The organism is Vibrio owensii CAIM 1854 = LMG 25443 (assembly GCF_000817815.1).
Classification (GTDB): domain Bacteria; phylum Pseudomonadota; class Gammaproteobacteria; order Enterobacterales; family Vibrionaceae; genus Vibrio; species Vibrio owensii.
The window spans coordinates 14,008-35,825 of the sequence record NZ_JPRD01000030.1; the positions used below are offsets into that span (position 1 = coordinate 14,008).

At 44.3% G+C, this 21,818-nt stretch carries 19 protein-coding genes; 2 read left to right on the forward strand and 17 right to left on the reverse strand.

The annotated features are described in order from the left end of the window. Positions 1 to 2: 2 nt before the first annotated feature. The 9 genes from H735_RS17530 to pstS form a co-directional block, all read right to left on the reverse strand. Complete coding sequence (locus H735_RS17530) at positions 3 to 2,069, reverse strand: EAL domain-containing protein (RefSeq protein WP_027726787.1); 2,067 nt, start codon at positions 2,067 to 2,069, stop codon at positions 3 to 5. Positions 2,070 to 2,406: 337 nt separating this feature from the next. Then, on the reverse strand, positions 2,407 to 4,497 hold the full coding sequence (locus H735_RS17535) for an EAL domain-containing protein (protein WP_020197151.1): 2,091 nt from the start codon (positions 4,495 to 4,497) through the stop codon (positions 2,407 to 2,409). Positions 4,498 to 4,780: 283 nt separating this feature from the next. After that, a complete protein-coding gene (locus H735_RS17540; protein WP_005441240.1) occupies positions 4,781 to 5,629 on the reverse strand; it encodes a mechanosensitive ion channel family protein in 849 nt (282 codons plus the stop codon). A 97-nt stretch (positions 5,630 to 5,726) separates the two neighbouring features. After that, positions 5,727 to 6,632: an OmpA family protein gene (locus tag H735_RS17545; RefSeq protein WP_009704907.1), complete on the reverse strand. Its 906-nt coding sequence runs from the start codon at positions 6,630 to 6,632 to the stop codon at positions 5,727 to 5,729. Between the two features lie 9 nt (positions 6,633 to 6,641). After that, positions 6,642 to 6,965 carry an SDR family NAD(P)-dependent oxidoreductase gene (locus H735_RS17550; protein ID WP_020197150.1) on the reverse strand — a complete coding sequence of 108 codons (324 nt, stop codon included), beginning with the start codon at positions 6,963 to 6,965 and terminating at the stop codon, positions 6,642 to 6,644. Between the two features lie 125 nt (positions 6,966 to 7,090). Beyond that, positions 7,091 to 7,951, reverse strand: a complete 861-nt coding sequence (gene pstB / locus H735_RS17555; RefSeq protein WP_020197149.1) for a phosphate ABC transporter ATP-binding protein PstB — start codon at positions 7,949 to 7,951, stop codon at positions 7,091 to 7,093. Next, a complete protein-coding gene (pstA, locus tag H735_RS17560) occupies positions 7,948 to 8,784 on the reverse strand; it encodes a phosphate ABC transporter permease PstA (protein ID WP_020197148.1) in 837 nt (278 codons plus the stop codon). Before pstA ends, pstB begins: the two co-directional genes overlap by 4 nt. Next, on the reverse strand, positions 8,781 to 9,710 hold the full coding sequence (gene pstC / locus H735_RS17565; RefSeq protein ID WP_020197147.1) for a phosphate ABC transporter permease subunit PstC: 930 nt from the start codon (positions 9,708 to 9,710) through the stop codon (positions 8,781 to 8,783). The genes pstA and pstC overlap by 4 nt, the downstream gene beginning before the upstream one ends. 51 nt (positions 9,711 to 9,761) lie before the next feature. After that, positions 9,762 to 10,796, reverse strand: a complete 1,035-nt coding sequence (pstS, locus tag H735_RS17570) for a phosphate ABC transporter substrate-binding protein PstS (RefSeq protein ID WP_042980213.1) — start codon at positions 10,794 to 10,796, stop codon at positions 9,762 to 9,764. 369 nt (positions 10,797 to 11,165) lie between these two features. Here pstS and H735_RS17575 point away from each other — a divergent pair, with 369 nt between their 5' ends. Together H735_RS17575 and H735_RS17580 are read left to right on the forward strand one after the other, a co-directional pair. Continuing rightward, the gene (locus H735_RS17575; RefSeq protein WP_020197145.1) at positions 11,166 to 12,560 is read left to right on the forward strand and encodes a sensor histidine kinase; all 1,395 of its coding nucleotides are present in this window, start codon (positions 11,166 to 11,168) and stop codon (positions 12,558 to 12,560) included. Continuing rightward, entirely contained in the window at positions 12,557 to 13,186 is a 630-nt protein-coding gene (locus H735_RS17580) for a response regulator (RefSeq protein ID WP_005441035.1), read from the forward strand. The genes H735_RS17575 and H735_RS17580 overlap by 4 nt, the downstream gene beginning before the upstream one ends. A gap of 89 nt (positions 13,187 to 13,275) precedes the next feature. Here the strand turns inward: H735_RS17580 and H735_RS17585 are convergent, their stop codons facing one another. The 8 genes from H735_RS17585 to H735_RS17620 form a co-directional block, all read right to left on the reverse strand. Continuing rightward, positions 13,276 to 13,836: a sugar O-acetyltransferase gene (locus H735_RS17585; RefSeq protein ID WP_020197144.1), complete on the reverse strand. Its 561-nt coding sequence runs from the start codon at positions 13,834 to 13,836 to the stop codon at positions 13,276 to 13,278. A gap of 136 nt (positions 13,837 to 13,972) precedes the next feature. Continuing rightward, entirely contained in the window at positions 13,973 to 15,313 is a 1,341-nt protein-coding gene (locus H735_RS17590) for an HlyD family type I secretion periplasmic adaptor subunit (RefSeq protein ID WP_020197143.1), read from the reverse strand. Next, entirely contained in the window at positions 15,288 to 17,006 is a 1,719-nt protein-coding gene (locus tag H735_RS17595; RefSeq protein WP_020197142.1) for a type I secretion system permease/ATPase, read from the reverse strand. The genes H735_RS17590 and H735_RS17595 overlap by 26 nt, the downstream gene beginning before the upstream one ends. A 60-nt stretch (positions 17,007 to 17,066) precedes the next feature. Beyond that, positions 17,067 to 17,651, reverse strand: coding sequence for a calcium-binding protein (locus H735_RS17600; RefSeq protein WP_005441040.1), 585 nt, complete (start codon positions 17,649 to 17,651; stop codon positions 17,067 to 17,069). A 202-nt stretch (positions 17,652 to 17,853) separates the two neighbouring features. Beyond that, positions 17,854 to 18,510, reverse strand: coding sequence for a LuxR C-terminal-related transcriptional regulator (locus H735_RS17605; protein ID WP_005441041.1), 657 nt, complete (start codon positions 18,508 to 18,510; stop codon positions 17,854 to 17,856). Between the two features lie 230 nt (positions 18,511 to 18,740). Then, positions 18,741 to 19,409, reverse strand: a complete 669-nt coding sequence (locus H735_RS17610; protein ID WP_020197140.1) for a LuxR C-terminal-related transcriptional regulator — start codon at positions 19,407 to 19,409, stop codon at positions 18,741 to 18,743. A gap of 177 nt (positions 19,410 to 19,586) precedes the next feature. Next, on the reverse strand, positions 19,587 to 19,787 hold the full coding sequence (locus H735_RS17615) for a restriction endonuclease subunit S domain-containing protein (RefSeq protein ID WP_009704926.1): 201 nt from the start codon (positions 19,785 to 19,787) through the stop codon (positions 19,587 to 19,589). Positions 19,788 to 19,846: 59 nt separating this feature from the next. Further along, positions 19,847 to 21,763, reverse strand: a complete 1,917-nt coding sequence (locus tag H735_RS17620; protein WP_020197139.1) for a methyl-accepting chemotaxis protein — start codon at positions 21,761 to 21,763, stop codon at positions 19,847 to 19,849. Between the last annotated feature and the right edge of the window lie 55 nt (positions 21,764 to 21,818).

Here is a 21,818-nt window from a genome sequence, read left to right on the forward strand (position 1 = left end):
CGTTAAAACGCGAAATGATCGTACTCTGAACTGTCGTCTGATTGGGTGTATTCAAGTTTCGCAATATCATCAAACGGCATGGGTTTATAGAAGTAGAAGCCCTGAATCAAATCAATCCCCTGCTCGGCCATAAACTCTAACTCACGCTCCGTTTCGATGCCTTCCGCAACGGTTTCTGCCCCAGTGATTTTCACCAGTTTAGCTGTCAATCTGAACAACTCTCTTCCGTTCTTGTTATCAAGGTTGAGCACTAAAGAACGGTCGATTTTCACCTTATCAAAATCGTATTTCGACAAGTAGCCGATCGACGAATAGCCCGAGCCAAAATCATCAAGCGCGATCTTCACCCCTGCTTCTCGTAACTCACTCAACACACGGTGGGTACGATGCTCATCTTGAATCAACATGTCTTCGGTAATTTCAAACTCAACTTGCGAGTAAGAAAGTGCGCTTTGATGAATCATCATCAACACTTTCTCTGTGAAATCTGGCACCAAACACGTTTCTGGAGACAGGTTGATCGACACCTTAAAGCTTGGACGGTTCGCTAACGGCGCAACTTCTCGCAGCGTCGTTTCTACCACCCACAAGTCCAGTTCACTCATCAAGCCCACTTTGGCAAAATCTTCTAGAAACGTTGGAGGCGAGATCTCACCCGTTTCAGAGCGATGACGAATCAACACCTCAAGCGAACGAATCTCACCAGTTCGAGCGTTTACCTGCGGTTGGTAGAACAGGAAGAACTCACCGTGTTTCTTCAAGTCGCTAATGCGTTTCTGAGCAGCAAATTTATTGGTAATCTCTGGGAAGAAAGCCCCCGCGACTTTACCGTTGTCTAACCCTTCATAGTTGAAGAAATCGTCAGAGACTGACTTCGCAAACAAAGCGTTTGAGCTGCCAATTTTGTCCATCTGCTTAAAGAACGGATAGTAAATCACGATACCGACCAGAATAATGATCAGCTGTAATATCGCGCCCGTCCAAGTGTAACCTGTACCGATGTAACCACTGGCTAATGGCGGTGTCATCCAGCTCATGATTTCTGTTATCGGCGCAACTAAACCCATCACTGTAGCAATGTACGCAATGATAAGACCGATAATAGGCGCAATCAGAAACGGCACAATCATGACCGGGTTGAACATGATTGGTAAGCCATAAATAATCGGTTCGTTGATGTTGAACAAGCTCAGTACTAAGGCCGTCGCCGCCAATGCTTTATAACTGCGATTCTTGGTCAGAAACAGCATACACAGCACCAGAGAAATGGTGTTCCCTGCCCCACCCATTCCCGCATAAAAGTCATAGAAGTTGGTGGTTAAAATTGGCAGCGGTGTGCCAAGTGCTTCGTGATTCTCTATCGCGACACGCGTTGTCTCATACAGCTCTGCTTTGTAAGGAGCAAAGATGATGTGGCCATTGATGCCAATCGACCAAAACAGGTTACGTACAAACTCATAGATAATGCCATCAAGCAAAGAGTTAGGGTCAAGTTCTGGCAGCAGAAAACTCGCGATATCCGCTGCGCATACCGCCTTGCCCAGCACGTAGCCAAGAGCCGAATATCCGACCACCAATACAACGGTTGCCATCACAAGGTTGTATGACTGATCCACCACATTTGGCAGCTCTGAACGCATGAACCATTTTCGGTTTTGCATCACACGCACAGACCAAGCGATCACTGTTGGTACAAGGATCGCCAGTGGATAGTTACTCGGAACAACGGTGCCTTCTTGCAGCAAACCCCATTCGTTACACACGATAAAGTAAACCATCAGGGATGGCGTGATGACATTTACACGAGAGACTTTCAACAAAGAAGAAAGAAACTGCGAGAAATACACTAACAGTAAGATCGGGAAAAGCTTCCAAATGATCGCGCTTGCGGTGCCAATCGTGATGCCAAGTTGCTCATAACCAGCAATCATGAATAGGTTACTCAGCAAGGTACTAAATGCTGAAATAAGCGACACGGGCAATAACATCACAAGGACATTACACAAACCGTTAATGTATGAATTGGAAGAAATTAAAGTAAAAAGCCGATTAATGTATCGATTATTCATTTGGCTAAGTAAATCCATCAAAGTACGACTCAAAGAGCCGTTCAGGAAGTTCGCCGCAATTAAATCCGTTTAGTTTGTTTCGCAATGAGGGAGAGTTTCGACATGCTCGTCGAGGACGGTATCATTCGAGTAACAAAGCGTTGATCGTTCAACGTTGCGAATAGTCACTCAACAAAGGTAGCCATAGCCAACTTGTTGTTATCATCCAAACAAAAAGAGCACAAGCTAGGACCCTCGTACTCTTTTAGTCTGGTTAAACGCGTTGTTTCTTGGGTCAACGTCGTTTGTTATTTCGCCTGCTATTTAAGCAAGGAGGCGCACATTAGCGTCAGCAAGTCTATATTTCCACTCGACTTTGTGATTGTGACGATAAAAGTGGCTTGTCTTGTTGCTCACCAAGGATATCCACCAGTGGTGACGGGCGAGCAAAGAAATAACCTTGCACTTTATCGACACCACAGCCTTTCACAAAATCGTACTCTTGTTGGGTTTCCACCCCTTCTGCAACCACTTCGCAATGAGTAATGTGGCCCAACTTTGCGACCAACTCATAGAGGTCTCTGCCCTTTTGATCGTTGGCATCGAGCAAGAGAGAACGGTCGAGCTTGATCTTATCAAACGGGTATTTCAGCAAGTGCGGGAACGACGCATAGCCCGTACCAAAGTCATCCATCGCGATACGAATGCCTTGAGCTTGCAGCGCTTCCATGGTCTTAATCAAAAACACCTTATTGCTAAGAATCGCTTCTTCGGTAATTTCAATTTCCAACCACTCTGGCGAGATGCCGTAGTGGGCTAAGCGCGATAGTAGGTGCGGCACAAACTCTTCTTGCTCAATCGTCGCTACTGCGATGTTGATGGCAATACGGCGATCTTTCGACAGCGTCATTTGCTGCATATCTGCCAAGACTCTTTCAATGACCAATTTATCCAACAGCGGCATTGAGTTGAGCATTTGGAAGTCACTCACAAACGTCGGTGGGCAAAGGTTTCCGTCTTTATCGATATAACGAAGTAACGCTTCATAAGAGAACACGTTAACCTTCTTAGTCGACTGAAGTTTTTGATAAAACATCACCAACTCACCTTCTCGCAGTATCGTGGTTAAACGCTTTTGTGCTGTTGATTTGCTGATACTGGAGTTATTGGAGTCTCTTACATTGTTCAACAATGATTTGAATATCGAGCTCTCAATACCGGTATAGGCGGTGTTCGCACGAAACTGCGCCGAAAACTTCCCTGCGTATGCCAAGTAAAATGGTCGGTAAATGAAAACACCCAACACAATGATCAACGCTTGCAGAATTGAGCCTTCAATTTGATTTCCCATTGCCATGTAGCCACTAAAAATGGGCGGCGTCATCCAGTTCACGATGTTCTCTACTGGTGGTACTAAACCAAACGAGATACATGAATAGGTGATAACAAAACTCACCAAAGGCACCAAAACGAAAGGCACGATCAGGATTGGGTTAAAGATGATCGGCAAGCCAAACAGCAATACTTCGTTGATGTTGAAAATCACCAGTGGCATTGCTGCCAGAGCAAGCATCAGGTGGTTACGCTCTCTCGCGAACATCAGCACACACAGCAACAAGCTAATCGAGTTACCAGAGCCGCCCATCGACATGAATGCATCATAAAAGCCTTGGCTAATGACGTTGAGTGGCGCATCCCCTGCTTGCCAAGCCATCATATTGGCTTCGGTGGCAGCAAAGATCTGCTGCTTAATCGCAAACAGCAAGTTGTGTCCGTTGATACCAATCGAGCCAAGTAACCCAAGCACGGTTTGATACATCAATCCGCCACTGAGCGTCAGTGGGTCGACACCCAAATCACGGACCATGCCACCAAACAACGCCATAAAAATCGCGGTGAAGTGGGACATGACCAAGGCCACCAGCACAAACAAGAAGAAGTGCACTACGTGTTTGAGCAAGCGGGACGAGAAATCTAGGGCTTGCGGCTCTAGCAAACGTATCTTGAACAGGCTGCAATACACGTACGTCATGGTCGCGCTCAATAAAGCGAGTAACGGATTGTTTGGCAGCATATAAGTCGCAGACAAGCTGCTGTTTTCTATCGAGACCAAATAAAACATGATCAGCGAGTAGATGATGAACAGCGCGCTCGAAACATTGGTTTTGTGGGAAAGGTAGTACCCTGCCACGACACAAAACGCACTTGGATAGAGGTTGATCAAAATGTCGGAGACGTGGAATAACAACTGCGACAAATCAGCCAAACCGGTAAGCCTGAAAACGTGTCCGAGAAATAGAGCCAACGCATTAGACAAAGTCAGCGGAAGTAACAGCAAAGCAATAGACGCCAAATCCGTTAAATAGGACTTGGAGCTCGCTCGCCATTGACTCACCACTGCCAATAAACGTTGGGCAGGTGCAAATTTGAGTGTAAAGCCAGTTTGCATGGAGCATCTTATTATAAATGGGGGAGTGAGCTGTTAAACGAACAGCCGTAATTGCAACCTGTGCCTTTTAGGCGTGACCATCTATGTAGTCTTAGTTAGTAGTAATTTGTAGTTCTTAGCAGCAAACGTAAGTTGTGCGGATAGGTTGCGAGGCGTAATTTAGCGATTATATGCGCCTCGATCCATTAAGATTATTTGTCGTGACGATAAGTAGATACATAAAAATAACCCTCACTGTGAAAAGCGAGGGTTAACATTTGCCAGATGATTATTGAGCGAGAACTTAATGCTCAGTATTCATTGGAAATCGCTGCTCATAGAGCTCCATAAAGTCTTTACGAATCAGATGCTCTAAATGATTTGCCTTGTCAGTCGGGCAGAAAATCATGATGTGCAGGATTTGCTCGCCGTTGATGTTACTTGAGATATGAATGTGCGGCTCAGCACCCGGTAGATCGACACCAGCGTGTTTCTCGATCATCGCGTTGTAACGGTGAGCCACATCGGCAAAGTAACTGCAATGTTCATCAATCTTATCGGTCAGTAACGGCAAAAGTGGGTAGAGATTGACGAAGTCTTTCACCACGACAGAAAAGTCATGGTAGACGTAACGCTTCATGAAGTTGAGGTTCTTCACTGGGTAGGTGAAAAACATACTGTTAGGCAACGTCGCGGTTTTCCCCGTGAAGTGGTATTGCCCATGATGCAGATCGATTTCTTGAATCACTGTCGCCATCATGTTGTGCTCAATAACCTCACCACACAGCTTGCCGACTTCAATCCAGTCACCAATGCGGAATGAACGCGAACTGGCTCGTTGAATCGAACCGGTAAAACAAAGAATAATCTCTTTGGATGCGACCACAATCGCCACTGCAATCGCCGTAACGCTTAGGGCGAACTCGCTGATTTCTGATTGCCATAAGATGAACAACAGAATCAGAGTGAGAGCAAATGTGCCGTTTTTGGTTCTCGACATCCAACTGCGTTGTTCTTCCGTAATGAAGGCATCGTCGCCACGAATTCGAGACAAAATCAAACGACGTAGAACAATGATAAACAGCAGGATTAACGCGGAAAATAAAATCTTGTGAGTGAGAAGAAAATCGACGACTAACTGCACTTTCTCCATTACCCGACTCCCTGTTTGGTTTAGATAGGTTGACCTTTCATGCTAAATATCGCTCAGAAAACAGATAGCTAGCTTGCGAGAGGACAACCTTACCAAATTATTCAGTCGGTTGCCCCAGTTCGCTCTCTTTAAATACGATAAACGCACGGCGGTTTAAAGCATTGGCTTCTGGAGATTCTTCGTTGATCACAGGTTGAAGCTCACCAAAGGCTTTTACTTCCCACACAAACTGCGATGGTTCGAGTTTCGTCTTGAGATACGCCACCACGGTTTGCGCTCTTCGCTCCGCCAATTGTTCATTATAAGAGAGCGAACCCACTTGGTCGGTATGACCAGCCACCATAATGCTACCTTCTAAACCTTGCAGTTTTGCGATGAAATCATCTAATTGTGAAAGGTCTTCCGGTTTTAATTCCGACTTATCGAAATCAAAGTGTGGCGTCATCGCCATGTAGATCTTACGTTCTGGTTTTGGCGGCTCACAGAAAGGCATCTCTTCGTACTTCTTCGCCTCTTCAAACATCACGTAAGCACGACGGTTTTCGGCACGAGCTTGATCCGATTTACCCAACGCTAGCGGCTGCGACTCACCAAAGTGCTTTACTTCCCAATCGTATTGCGCTGGGTCGAGTTGTTGCTGGAGGTACGCTTCTACCGATTCAGCACGGCGCATAGACAGCTTCTCGTTATATTCGTCAGAGCCTTTAAAATCGGTGTGACCAACAATCGTAATGCGCCCACTCAAGCCTTGAATATCACGGATAAACGCATCTAGGCTTGCCGCATCGGCTTCGCGAATGATGGATTTATCGAAGTCGAAGTGCTCGGCAACCGCAATATGGATTTCGCGTTGCGGCGCTAAACATTCACTGATCAGAAACTTGGAGACATTGACATCGGCAAACTTTTCTCGGTTCTCTTGGCTTACATACGCATCCGCCGAACACCCTGCCAATATTGCCCCTGCGATCATGCCGCTTAACAAACGAATCGTCGTTTTCATATCGCCCTCTTATAACTTACCAACTAGGTTAACGTCAATCACACGTGAAAACTCTTCAAAAGTCAGCTGTTGAATGGTTTTGTTAAAGTTGGCGATCGCACCATTGTTGATGAGAACATCGACTTTGCCGTACTTTCTTTGGATCTCATCAAAAGCTTGTTCAATCTGCTCTGATCGCCCTAAATCAACGAGGTGAAAATCCATATCTGGATTCTTATTGGGTGCAATGTCTAGCACGATAACTTTTGCTTGTTGCTCAAGGTAGGCAAGAGCAAGGTGTTGACCAATACCTTGGCTACCGCCAGTAATCACGACCACTTTATCTTTATACATACAGAGTTCTTAATTGTTTTTAATGTCCTCAATTCTAGAGCCCAAACGCATAAAAAAATAGGCACGATTCTCGCAAAATCGTGCCTAAAGGGTGCTGAGTCAACAGCCGCTATTGTTGTTATTCGTTATCCAAAATCACCAGAGATGTATCGCTTAGTACGATCATTATCTGGGCGGTGGAAAATTTTATCGGTCGTGCCATATTCTTCTAACTTACCGAGGTACATAAAACCGGTGTAATCAGAGATGCGCATCGCTTGCTGCATGTTATGCGTAACGATAACAATGGTGTATTTTTCGCGCAGTTCAGTAATCAAGGTTTCAATCGCTGCAGTCGCAATTGGGTCAAGCGCAGAAGTCGGTTCATCCATCAAGATTACTTCAGGCTCTAGAGCGATCGTACGTGCGATACATAAACGCTGCTGCTGACCACCAGATAGGCCATTTGCATCGGCATCCAGTTTGTCTTTCACCTCTTCCCACAAGTGCGCGCGTTTTAATGCAGACTCAACACGATCTTTGATTTCTGCTTTGCTAAACGTACCTTGGATTTTAAGACCAAACGCCATGTTCTCGTAAATCGACATTGGGAATGGCGTCGGCTTTTGGAAAACCATTCCGACTTTAGAACGCAACTCATTAACATCGGTGTTGTTAAAGATGCTTTCGCCATCCAACAAGATCTCACCTTCCGCGTACTGATGACCGTACAAATCGTAAATTCGGTTTAAGGTACGAAGAAGCGTGGATTTACCACAACCCGAAGGGCCAATAAGTGCCGTCACACGGTTTTTGTAAATCGGCATGGATACCGATTTCAGTGCTGCATCTGCGCCTTTGTTGTAGTAAAAATTTAAGTTTTGAATATCCATACGATGAGTCAGATTTGCTGTCACATCGTTGGTATTAATGCTGTCTACCAAAGTGCTCATAGTAGGTCCGTTCATGTTGTTTGTAGTGACTGGGTTTAAAGTTGCCGTGTTCATGCTCTTCTCGCTTTAAATAGCTGCGGCAACGAGGTCGCCAGTACGTTAACAATCAAAATAAAGGTCGTGATAATCAGTGCGCCAGCCCATGCTAGCTCCTGCCACGATGTGTATGGACTCATCGCAAACTGGTAAATCGTTACTGGCAAGTTTGCCATCGGTTTGCTCATGTCCGTGGTCATAAAACTGCTGTTTAGCGCGGTAAACAACAAGGGTGCCGTTTCGCCTGAGATACGTGCGATAGACAATAGAATCGCTGTAATAATACCCGGCGCTGCAGCTCGGTAGCTTAGCTGGGTAATCACGCGCCATTTGGGTGCGCCTACGCCACTGCCCGCTTCTTTCAATGTTGGTGGAACAAGACGAAGCATCTCTTCGGTTGATGCCACAATCACTGGCAATGCAAGGACCGCGAGTGCAATTGCCCCCGCCCAACCCGAGTAACCACCAGTTGGAACCACAATCAAAGCGTAAACAAACAGACCGACGAGAATCGATGGTGCGCTCATTAGCATGCCGTTAAGGAAGCGCAAAGACTCAGCAATCTTGTTGTCTTTACCTGCCTCAGCAAGCCAAGTACCAGCCAGAACACCAATCGGCGCTGCGATTAAAATGCCTAAACCAGTCAGCATCAAACTACCAATTAGAGCGTTTTTCAAACCACCTTGGCTGCCAGGACCTGGAGTCAGTTCAGTGAAGATAGCCAAACTCAAGCCCTTCACGCCTTCACCAACAAGCGTGTACAAAATACTGGCGAGTACAAAGACACCGAATGCAGCTGACAAAGAACAAAACGCTAAGAAACTAAAGTTCTTTAATTTTCTAGTATTCATGATGACTTCCTTAGTAAACGTCGAGCAAAGCCCATCACGAAGAAAGTGATAATAAAGAGCACAACGCCAAGCCCAATAAGCGAAGCGATATGAATTGGGTCTGTCGCTTCATTAAACTGCTGAGCAATCGTCGATGAAATTGAGCTCGCTGGCATAAAGAATGAGAACTCAATACGACTCGCACCACCGATAACAAAAGCCACCGCCATTGTTTCACCAAGTGCTCGCCCTAGGCCAAGGATGCCAGCACTCACCGTTGCATTTTTCACTTTTGGGATAAGAACTTTGGTGATCACCTCAAATGGTGTCGCACCTGTTCCATACGCCGCTTCACGAAGTACATCAGGAACCGATTTAAGTGCGTCACGCGTCAATGACGTCATGATTGGCAGAATCATAAATGAAAGGATAATGCCCGCCGCTAACAAACCGATACCAATCGGTGGCCCATTAAACCAGCTACCGATCAAAGGAATATCAACTAAATGCATGCCTGCCCACATATGGAACCCTTCAGAGAACCAAGGAACAAAGACAAACAATCCCCACATACCATAGATAATGCTTGGTACGGCAGCGAGTAGCTCAATGGCTTTACTCACTGGCTGACTTAGCCATTTAGGTGCTAGTTCAGCGAGGAACACTGCCGTACCTAATGCGATAGGTGCAGCAATAACAATAGCGATAAAAGAAGTAACAAGTGTGCCGTAAATTGCAGAGGCAGCACCAAATTGACCATTAATAGGGTCCCAAATATCTCTAAATACAAAGCCAGGGCCAAATTCTTTAAAAGCAGGCCACCCACCTTCAATTAGTGATAATAAAATACCAATTAGAGTCACAAAGATTAATAAAGCACTCGCGAAACTCAATTTATTAAAAACCGAATCACCATTTACTTTATTTTTAATAGCTAATGTAGTCATAATATTTTATTCAGTTGTCTGGAGAACATATTCCCCAGACAACTTAATGAATTATTGAATAATCGCTTGGCCGTCTGATTTCAAACCATTTTTCCAAGTTTCGTTAACCATGTTAACTACCTTGCTTGGCATTGGGATGTAATCTAACTCTTCCGCAAGCTCACCTTGCTCATAGCTCCACTCAAAGAACTTCACGATTTCTTTTGCTTTGTTCGCATCCGATTGGTCTGTGTGCATAAGGATGAACGTAGCAGCCGTCATTGGCCAAGAATCAGCACCTGGCTGGTCGTTTAGTAGAAGGTGATAACCTGGTGCATTTTCCCAATCAGCGTTAGCTGCAGCTGATTGGAAAGTGTCCATACTTGGGTTTAGGAACTTGCCTTCTTTAGACTGCATTTGGGTGTAAGCAAGGTCGTTTTGCTTAGCAAATGCGTATTCCACATAACCGATCGCACCGCGAGTACGGTTTACAAAGTTTGCTACACCTGCATTACCGTTACCGCCAATGGTTGTTGCTTTCTTTGGCCATGTGATGTCTTTACCAACGCCAATAGATTCGTGCCATTCAGGGCTTACGCGGTCTAGGTAATCCGTAAAGTTGTAAGTCGTACCAGAACCGTCCGAACGGTGCACTACGTAGATAGGTTGATTTGGTAACTCCACGCCTTCGTTTAGCGCTGCAATCGCCGGATCATTCCAGTTCTTGATGTTGCCTAGGTAGATGTCAGCAAGCACTTCACCTGTTAGCTTAACTTCACCAGCATCGATGCCTGGGATGTTTACTACAGGAACAATTGCCCCCATCACCATAGGGAACTGAATCATGCCCTCTTTGTTCAACTCTTCAATAGTCAACGGCGCATCTGTCGCACCAAAGTCTACTGTGTTTGCTGTGATCTGACGGATACCGCCGCCAGAACCAATCGCTTGATAGTTAATCTGAACGCCCGTTTCCTTTTGGTACTGCTCAGCCCACTTCGCATAAATTGGATGAGGGAATGTCGCACCAGCGCCATTGATCGTTGTTTTGGCAGCAACGCCGAATGATGCTGCAACCAGAACTGAAGACACTAGAGCTGATTTCATGAATTTCACAATATATCTCCGATATAATTTAGCGATTAAGTTGGGCTAATAAAAAGCAACATTTAATTAGCCCAGATTAGTTTTAGTGTTCAAGTAAAACTAGGTATTGAAATAAATCCAACAATCAATCGGTGCTCACCAATCGACGGGTGCAGATTAGAAATTCAATATGACAGTTTTATTAAACATCGAAACTAAAGCGCACCATGTGAATAACAATTATCTCTGAAGAATTAATTATGATAAGAAAACTTCACGCAACTTTTATAAAGTAAGTGAAGATGTAAAAGGATATGTATACAATGCACCATAATAAGATTGCAAATATTAAATATTGATGAAGGGTACGGAGTCATTTAGACTCAAACCATGGACATGTTACTCATCTTTAAGATCTACCTCTTCTATGGCTTAGCTTTCTTCGCCATCTTTTTTGCCATTCTTTTTCGAGACTTACGCAAAAGCCGGATCGCTATCGCTTCTGCTTTACCTATTCTTGCGTTATTTGGGTTCATTCACGGTTTCCACGAATGGTCAGAACTTTACTTGGTCATGTATGAGCATGAGTTCACGCTCACCAAGGGAATAGAAACTTTTAAGGTATTCAAGCTCTGGTTCTCATTTATTGCGCTTGGTGCTTTTGCATGGAAGATGCTGGATCTCACTGACTGGAAGTACATTAAAGCCATCAAATATGGTGCACTCACTGTTCTTACCTTGTTTGTTATCAGCTTAATCGTTCGGTTCGGAAGTAACGAGTACGCAATTTACATTCACAACACCGCAAACCAAGTCCGATGGATCTTCGGCTTGGGCGCTGGCGCAATCTCTGGGTTAGCAATGATGAGCTATGCGAACATCCTAGAAAAAGAAGGTCATGGCGCATCACTCCCATTTAAGTTAACCGGTCTTGCTTTGATCGCTTATGGCATTGCAGCAGGTGTACTGACCTCCGATTTAGGGCTTTGGGTGCTGGGCGTCAGAATGGTTTGTGCCATTTGTATTTTATGCACCTTATGGATCGCACTGCGCGTGTTTGATGATGAAAAAAGCAAACAACTTGAAAGTAACATCCAACTCTCTCAACAAGATGCCAAACTTAAAGAACTTGGTGAACTGACTTCCGCGGTCGCCCATGAGATCAAAACACCGCTTTCCAGCGCAACAATGAGTTGTGATTTATTGGAGAAACATTTACCAGACAACGAGGCCAGTCATAGACACCTAGCCCGCATCCGTCACGGTTTAGAACGTGCTGCAGAGATCAGTCATGAAGTGCTGAATTACGCTCACCATAAGCCAATTCAACGCGAGGTGGTTTCTTTGAAAAAGATCGTGGACCAAGCACTTTCCTTAAACCAATACCGCTTAGAGGGCTTCATTGTAAGTACTTCCCTTAATGACACGCTCAATGTCTTAGGCGATGCAGGCCAACTTGAAGAAGTGGTGACCAATATCATCGGCAATGCGATTGATGCTAGCCAAGAACACAAACAACTCTACATAGAAACGTATCAAGACAAACTGGTGGCGATTCTCTCCATTTCCGACTGGGGAACTGGGATGCCACTGGACAAAATTGCTAAAGCGAAAACACCTTTCTACACCACCAAACCAAGGGGTGAAGGCACAGGTATGGGATTGGCAATCAGTAATCAAATTATCTTACAACACGGTGGCGAGCTAAACTTGAGGAACTCGAAGAAGAGTGACCACATTACTGGCTTAACAGTTGAAATCCGCTTACCAAGGAATATTGAATGACACTAAAACTCTTACTTGCAGAAGACGATGTTGAATTGCGAGAGGTCCTCATTGAGGCATTAACCTTGGAATCATTTGAAGTGGTTGCGTGTGATAACGCTGAAGACGCACTAGATATTGCAAGCGAGCAACATTTTGACTTAGCTTTGTTTGATGTCGTGATGACAGGAATGACAGGGATTGAAGCCCTTTCAGCTCTAAGACGCCTACATCCAAACATTGGCATCATCATTACCACCGCTTTTGCCACTGTTGATGTCGCTGTCGATGCGATGAAGAAGGGTGCTGATGAATTTCTTACTAAGCCGTTCAACCTTGCTGCATTGTCTGTCACGTTAAAGCGTGTTCACGCAGAGCGGTCGCCAAAGTCACCGCTTGATGAAAGAAAGCATGACCAGATTTTTAGTGCGCTCTCCAACCCTATTCGTCGCTCGGTCATCAAACAGCTCAAGATCCATCGAAAAATGAAGTTCATGGATCTCTGCCGTGTGGTTGGTATTGAAGACCACACCAAATTCAACTTCCACCTAAAACAACTGGTCAACAGCGGATTGGTTATTAAAGAAGATGGGCGAATTTACTCATTGACAGAGCAAGGGCAACAAGTCCACTCCAGCATGCTTTAACGCATCTTTAAAATGCATAAAAAGCCGACTGAATGTCGGCTTCTTAATTTTAATTCGCTGTCCCGTCCTGAAGTACGTAACCAATTCGATTATTTTTGTTCGATTGGACGAATCACTTTACATGGATTTCCTGCAGCAACAACGTTTGGTGGCACATCTTTCGTAACAACACTGCCCGCACCAATCACCGAGTTTTCGCCGATAGTCACACCAGGGCAAACAATCACGCCGCCGCCTAACCATACGTTGTCACCAATAGTAATCGGCGTGCCAAACTCAACGCCCTCTTCTACACGGCCTTTGACATCCAAAGGGTGACCTGCAGTGTAAATCTGTACATTAGGAGCGAATAGAACATTATCTCCAATATGCACTTCCGCCACGTCCAGCACCACGCAATTAAAGTTCGCGTAGAAGTTCTTTCCTAGTTTGATGTTTGAGCCATAATCGCATCGGAAAGGCGGTTCTAAATACGCCCCTTCAGAGTCTGGAATAAGCTCGTCAATTGCACTGCGCCATTCCTCAGTATCTGGAATGCTGTTGTTAATTTTCTGCAGTACTTTTCTGCATTCAATACGTGCTTGGTAAAGTTCTTTATCCCATGCATTGTATGGCTCACCAGCCAACATTTTTTCTTTTTCTGTTCTCATTGTTCACGTCATCTCACACAAAATAAAAGCGCATCAAAACACATCCCAATCTCACAAAATGTGACCTCGTTAATGGATCATTTATTTACGTTATTTACGTGCGTTCAATGACGAGATTTCAAACAGAAGTTATCCGTTAGTCTTCTCGGAATGCGCGATTCATACTCTCGGTTAATGGTTTAACAAGGTAACTCAGCGGTGTTCTTGGCTCTGATAGAATCAACACTTCAGCGTTCATACCAGAAGTCAGTCGATGCTTGGCAACGTCCTCTTGAGCCAAAGCAATACGGGCAAGATAAAAGTCATCTTGGTTTTGCTCTGAGAGCTTATCCGCGGAGATAGTTAATACGGTGCCATCGAGAGGTGCTAGCGTTCTTGCATTCAAAGCCGTTAAACGAACTTGAGCATGCTGACCTGGCGTAATCAAATCGATGTCTTGTGGACTCACACGAGCCTCCACCAGCAGCTTGTCATCTTGAGGAACGAGCTCAAGCAAGGTTTCCCCCGAGCCAATCACCCCCTTTTCAGTAAACACTTGCATGTTCACGACTCTGCCGGAGATTGGAGCGACAATCGCTGTTCTTGCAACGACATCTTTTGCAGAGCCGTACTCCTCTTTGATCGAAACAAGCTCTGTCTTAGTGTTACGTAACTCTTCGACAATTTCATTGAGTCGCTCTAGCTTCAATTCTTCTATTTTTGCTTGGTTTTCATCTAATCGCTTGGCCACGGTCAAAGATTGACGATCCAATTGGCTGAGTGTGCTGCGAACTTCTGCGGCAAGACGTTTAAGCTGAAGTAGCGCAGACTTTCCTGAAAAGCCTTTTTGTACTAACGCCTGATTACTGGCAATTTCTTCCTCAATGAATTTCAAACGCTCACGTTCGATTACTTTCGTTGCATTGAGGTTATCCAATTCCAGATTCGCGCCTGAGATGCTCTGCGCAATGATGTTTAGTTTGCTGTCGAAAAAGCGCTTTCTCGCCTCAAAGATCTTACGTTGTACTGATTTCGCCTCAGCAACAATCTCTGCGTTTTTAATCGTCTCAATATCTTGCGCCCAATTAATCTCAGGCAATTCATCGAGTTCGGCATTCAATCGATTTTCTTTGGCTAGAGTATGAATGTACTGACCACCAAGAGAATCTAATTTTGCATTTGCTTGACGCTTCGAAAGCTGGATAAGTAACTGTCCTTTTTCGACCAAGTCACCTTCTTGAACGTAAAGCTTTTCAATAATGCCACCTTCCAAATGTTGAATCTCTTGGCGCTTACTCAATACAGATAAATCACCGTAAGCGATAGCAGCACTCTCTAGTTTTGAGGTGGCAGCCCAGTAGCCTAATCCGCCCAAGAATAAACTCAGCGTCAACACGCCGAGTAGAATGGGACCTTTAAGTTTAAGCTCGGCCGTTGGCATAAAACGGAAAACGCTTTCCGCCGTCAGTTTGTTATCGGTTGGCAGTTGATTGCTCATTTCGCACCCTCGGTATATCTGTTCTTTCTTCTCCCATTAGGCGCTTTAACACCTCATCTCTCACTCCATACAATTTGACGCGACCTTCAGCGAGATACAGTAATCGGTCCATCTGGCGCAACGTACTTGGGTTATGAGCGATCACAATGACAGTGGCCCCTTCCGACTTAAGGTGTGCAATCAAACGTTGATACGATGCTTCACCCTCCCCATCAAGGTTCGCGTTGGCTTCATCAAAAACAACAACGGATGGATTGTCGTAAACGGCGCGAGCCAGAGCAATACGTTGGCGCTCTCCACCGGACAATCCACGTCCATTTTCGCCAATGACAAAATCATAGCCTTTGTTTTTCTTAAGGATAAGCTCGTGACAACCGGCTAACTGAGCAGCTTGAATGACTTTTGCAGGGTCTTCATCTTTAAATCGCGCGATATTATCTCTAATCGTTCCCGGAAACAGTTCCACTTCTTGCGCGAGATAACCAAAGTGCGCTCCTCTATCTTCAGAAGCCCACGAAGAAACCTCCATCCCATCCAGAGTAACCTTGCCCGCGAGCGGTTTGATGTTACCGAGAAGCAGTCTTGCAAAGGTCGACTTTCCTGTACCAGAGGGGCCAATGACACCCACGGAGACACCGGGAGGTATTGATAAAGAGATGGATGATAAAACAGGCTCTGTCGCGCCAGGGTGACGATAAGCTAAACCCGTAAATTCAAAATGTCCTTTCGGACGAGGCAGGGGCATGTCCGATTCATCTTGTTTAACGATCCTATCAATTTCCCACAACCGCTTATAAGCATTCCTAGCAGACATCGCGCTGCGCCATGTCCCTATGGCTTGTTCCATTGGCGATAACGCTCTGCTCATCAAAATGGAACTGGCAATCATGGCACCTGCGGTAATCTCATGCTGGATCACCAACCATGCGCCTCCCCCTAACAAGCATATTTGCAACGAGCCACGAACAAACTTAGAAAAATTAGCGAGATAGATCGACTTCCCCGCTACCGTCTGCTCTAACAAGTTGGATTCGTTTGCTTTCGCGTGCCACCGCTCTAAGAACGCATTCATCATCCCCATTGCGACAATCGAGTTTGCGTTTTGAGTAGCGATTTCAGCGTGATTGATATGCGAAATTGAGCGAACTTCACTCTCTTGTAACACCTTTCTTGTCACCAATTCATTGATGATTCCAAGGCTAAACAGAACAATCGAACCGCCTAAAGCAATGTGACCTAAAACAGGATGCAGCAAATAAACGAAAAGGATAAAAACAGGCGTCCAAGGTGCGTCCAACAAAGGATAAGGTGCCTGACTACTTAAAAAACTCTTGATGTTTTGTATATCCCTCAGTACTTGGGATGTGTAGCTTTTACCAGTATGGGTTTGGTATTGGATACTACGCTTGAGCATAAATGCCGACAGTTTTGCATCCAGCCAATAGCCAAATGACTTACTCATTTGCGCACGAGCTATATCTATCAAAGACATAGTGAGTAATGCCGCAAGGACAATAACGGTCAGTAAGAAAAGTGTATCGATTGAATAGGAAGAGATAACGCGGTTGTACACTTGGAGCATGTACAGAGGAATAGCAAGTACTAATAAATTTATGAATAAACTAAAACCAACCAGCAAGCCTATGAGCGTGCATAGTTTTTGTCTAACTTCTTTGAAAACCGTTTGTTGCACGATTATTTCCACATATTTTTATACATTAGGCGCTAGACTCGCTAGCGCCCAAAAGGTGACTTAGATAATGAATAAGTCGCTGCCGTAAGAGTCGATGTCCTCTTGCGTAACACCAATCAATTTGACCGTTAGATCCGCGCCATCAGTAAAGACAGCATTGCCTTTAGCATCATAAGTAAAGCTCAGATCAGCATATGACGTAACAGAATCACTGATGATATGCAGTGAATCTTCACCAATAGTGAAATCAACGACTTTCGCTTCACCATGACCGCCAAATTTGTCGGTAAAGATAAACTTGTCTGCGCCACTGCCACCAACCATTACGTTGTCGCCAGAACCCGCAACCAGTAAGTCATCACCAGTACCACCGTTTAGCTTGTTGTCACCCAGCAAGCCGAGCAACAAATCGCTACCCGTACCACCGCCGAGATAGTCATTACCTGTGCCAGCCATTAGAATGTCGTCACCTGCACCACCGGTTAGACGGTCATTTCCCGCACCTCCGACAACGAAGTCGTTACCACCGCCGCCAACGAAAGAATCGTTGCCGCCAAAACCGATAAATACGTCATTGCCACCGTCAAAGTCAGCGACCTGATGGTTATCACCCGCATCACCGTAGTAAGTGTCATTTGTGCTCATTTTATGTCCCTCTTGGCTTTCTATTTGAATAGACCTTTTGTGTCTGAACTAACTCCAGCAGACTCGAGAAAGTCTAATAAACAAAAGCATAAGAACGAGTTTGAATATGGATTGATATTTCAAACTAACAATTTTATTAGCACATAAAAAACTGGTACTTTTAGATATAAAAGGCATTTAAAACATAAGGTTAAATCTAGTACTACAGGTTTCTTTTCGCCCAACTTGTGGCTTGCGTTCGGTTTTTAACTTCTATTTTTCGGAATATGTTGTAAAGGTGAGATTTGATGGTGTGCTCACTAATAAATAGTGAATCTGCTATTTCCATATTAGAACCACCATCTTTCAACATTTGAAGAACTTGAACCTCTCGTCGTGTTAATTCGACTTCTTCTGCTGGCTCAATCGAGTAGGTTGATTCCTTACCTTTATAATAAGTTAATAGCTGTTCCAGCAATCTTCGCGATAACCAATTATCACCATCAATAATGGCCTTTAAGCCTTGGCACAATTTGTCCATTGAATCACTAGGGCCAAAAATACCTTTAACATGTGGCCATGATGCTAATTCTTCAGTATCGAGCTCATGTCCTAAATTCAACATTATTGTTCCTAATACTTTTTCATTATCTTTTAAGTAAACTAAAGTATCAGATGGTGTATCTACTGAAAAATCTACCAATAAGAAATACTGTTCTGGAATAAGCTCATGGTAGCTTGGGTTTTTACTGTCGATAATTGTAATTTTGGTTTCTGTATTTCTAGAAAGCATCTCCTTGAAGTTTTCACTCTGCAGGCTTTGTTGAGTGATCATTAGGATCTCAGGCCTATCAATATTCTGTTCCATAATGTTTCTCATACTTTCACTAACTTAACACTCTGAATTTAATAACTATTAATCAGCACTTAATCTCATATCTAAGTGCTAGACGATAGAGTAGATTTATTTGCTACTTTTTTAAATTGCAAATTCGTTAAATTCATAAACAAAAAAAGTGTTTCTCATAAAAGAAACACTTCTTACATACAAATAATTTATACAAGATCTGCATCGCAATTTAACTTGCTTCGACCTAATTCACTTACTTTTTATACCGCTATCGACAATCCAGAAATATTTTCTTTCGCCCAAATTAATGCTTGCACTCTATTTTTTACGTCAATCTTCTTAAAAATGTTGTGGAGATGGGTCTTAACAGTATTTTCACTCACAAATAGCTGTTCTGCGATTTGTTGGTTCGAAGCCCCCATAGATAGGAAGGTGATAATTTGCTGTTCACGCTTAGTCAAAATTGCGGACACGCTCTTATTAACTGGTCTGCTGTGCCTGCGTAGATGAGTAATATATTGCTGCGAAAACTTGCGGCTAAACCACATGTCACCCTGTAATACTTTGCCAATTCCGACCTGTAACGTAGTAATGTCATCCGACGTGTAGAATATTCCCGCCAGCGTTTGCCATACAAAAAGCTCTTCTGTCGAGATGGTCTTATCGCAGTTTAGAAGTACTTCAATCGAATCTTTTAGCTCTGCCTTTTTAAATTCCATGTAACGGGAGAACACTTCATCAGTTATCACACTGTAATCTAATAGAATTGCAGGTACGGGTAAGGCTGGAACGGTGTAATCGGCGAGCTTTTCAGGGGCAATCAGGCTGACGTTGATGTTGAGTTTGGTTTCAAGGACATCTTTCAACAAAGAAGACTGCAAACTATCCTCAGTAATTAAAATTACGTTCCCTGTATTTCTATGTGCCATCTCGTTTGCAGTCCTTAGTCATTTTGTTTGAAATAAGCAATAGATTTAGTTAGAGCGGCAGTATTGTCAAGTATGAAAAAAAGTAGTAACAACTAATAACTTATTGATTAGTAAATAGTTGCAAGGCATGAGTTAAATGGCGGGTATTAAAAAAGGGAGTATGAAACTCCCTCTTTATTAGTGCACTGGCACCGAACTTTTCTGATTGAACTTACCAAAGTATTGCTCAAGGATTTCTGGTGTCAGCTTTCCTTCAGCCTCTAGCTTTTTAAGCTCTGCTACGATTTCCTGTTGTTCTTCAAGAGATGGCAGCTTTACCTCTGGCTCGTCACCAGCTTCTTGTGAGATCAGTTCTAGTTCTTTTTCGAAATCATTCATAGTACTTACCTAAAATATCGAGTCATTAAACTTGTAAACTAGCCCTATTCTATCCAACTCTACAGCTTGAAGCTACCAACCATCTTATCTAGGCGAGATGACAGCTCTTGTAGATCTCGGCTTGCTCCAGCCAGTTCTTCTGCTGTTGCTGTTGTCATCTCATTGATAGCGTTAATTTCTTCAATGTTTTGGTTGATAGTGTGAACCACTGTCGATTGCTCTTCTGTCGCTGTTGCAACTTGGGTATTTCTATCTGAAATATCCGCAATACGCTCAGAGATATTCATCAGAACGTCAACCGCTTCATCTGTTGATGCCACACCTTCAAACGTCACCGCTTTGCCTGCTTCCATTGCGGTCACTGCGTCTTGAGCGTCACTTTGAAGTTGGTTGATCATCTTCTGTATCTCTTCCGTTGAATCTGCAGTACGAGATGCTAGATTACGCACTTCATCCGCTACCACTGCAAAGCCTCGCCCTTGCTCACCTGCGCGTGCTGCTTCAATTGCCGCATTCAATGCAAGTAAGTTAGTTTGCTCAGAGATATCACGAATCACGTCCAAGATAGAGCCAATGTCTTTGGTTGTGGTTGCCAGTTGCGTCACTACCATGCTGGTCGTCTCTACGTCATCAGCAAGACGACTAATCACTTCCTTCGCTTGCGTTACGACTTGGCGACCGGTCTGCGTGTTGTCAGATGCTTGGTTTGCCGTATCTGCCGCTGTTGCTGCGTTTGAAGCAATCTCGCTGATCGTCGCACCCATTTGGTTAATTGCTGTCACGACTTGGATCGTTTGGTCACGTTGTTCTTGGCTGTTGTCATGAGTCGAAGTCGCTTTGCTAGATACACTATCCGCAGCCTCACTTAACGCACCACTGGTTAGAGACACTTCCTTCATGGTTGCATGGATCTTCTCAATAAAGCCGTTAAAGCCTTTAGAGAGCTGAGCGATTTCATCGTTACCCTTGATTTCAATACGCTGGGCTAAATCACCTTCGCCTTCGCCAAGGTCAGTGAATCGGTCTGCAATTTGGCGAATTGGGTTAGTAATGCTGTTTGCTAAAAGAACGCCCATTGCGATGAAGATCAGCGCCACGATGGCTGTCGTGAACAACATTTTCTCTGCGGTTGCATCAAGATCCGCAAACACTTCATCGACAGGTACAACACCAACAACAAACCAATCCATCGAAGGCACATACAAGCTAGACACGAACATGTCCTGGCCTTCAAACTCTGTTGTCACTAGATTGAAGTGACCTTTGTTAAGTAGCTGAGAAGCTTCACGTCCAAACAATTGGCTAATAGAGGTTTTGTTTTTGCCTTGCTGACGGTGGATCTGGATATCACCTTTGCTATTGGTCAGAAAAACATAGCCTGTTTTCTCAATCTTAAAGCCATTCAGTAGCGACACCATGTCATCCATCGACTTAGACAGACCTGGCATCGATACGCCATTCACATCTTGATAGTTAGTGAACATTTTCACGTCACCATTCGCTTCTTGGAAAACGCTTACCGACGTGTCTTGCCCTGAAGATGTAAAACCAAAGAACCACGCATCTTGCGAACGATTAAGCTGGCGTAAGAAACCGTTTTGGTTCCAGTAATATGCTGTTTGTCGGTTTGCTACCGAAGCATCGTTCAACTGATATTGGGATTTCACATTGTTAAGCTGTTGAACAAGTTGCGCTTCTACCATTGGGTTACGATCTGTCGTCGAGAGCGCTTCAATGACGAATTCGTTCGTGGCAAGTTGCTTTGCCGCTTGCTGCATTTGTACAACTTCACGGTCAATTTCAGTATTAATCTGCTGCAACATTGCAGGTAGTTCGATATCGATTAAGCGATGACTTAGCACTTCACGTGCGTGTCGCTGTGCCATGACACCGACAATGATGGTAGAAGCGAGCACGGCAAAAGTAATACCGATGACAACCTTCTGTTTGATACTCAGGGAGTTAAGTTTCAACATATCTGGACCTTTAAAAAGAATCACTCGTTATCTGTATTCTGTATATGGACTCCCA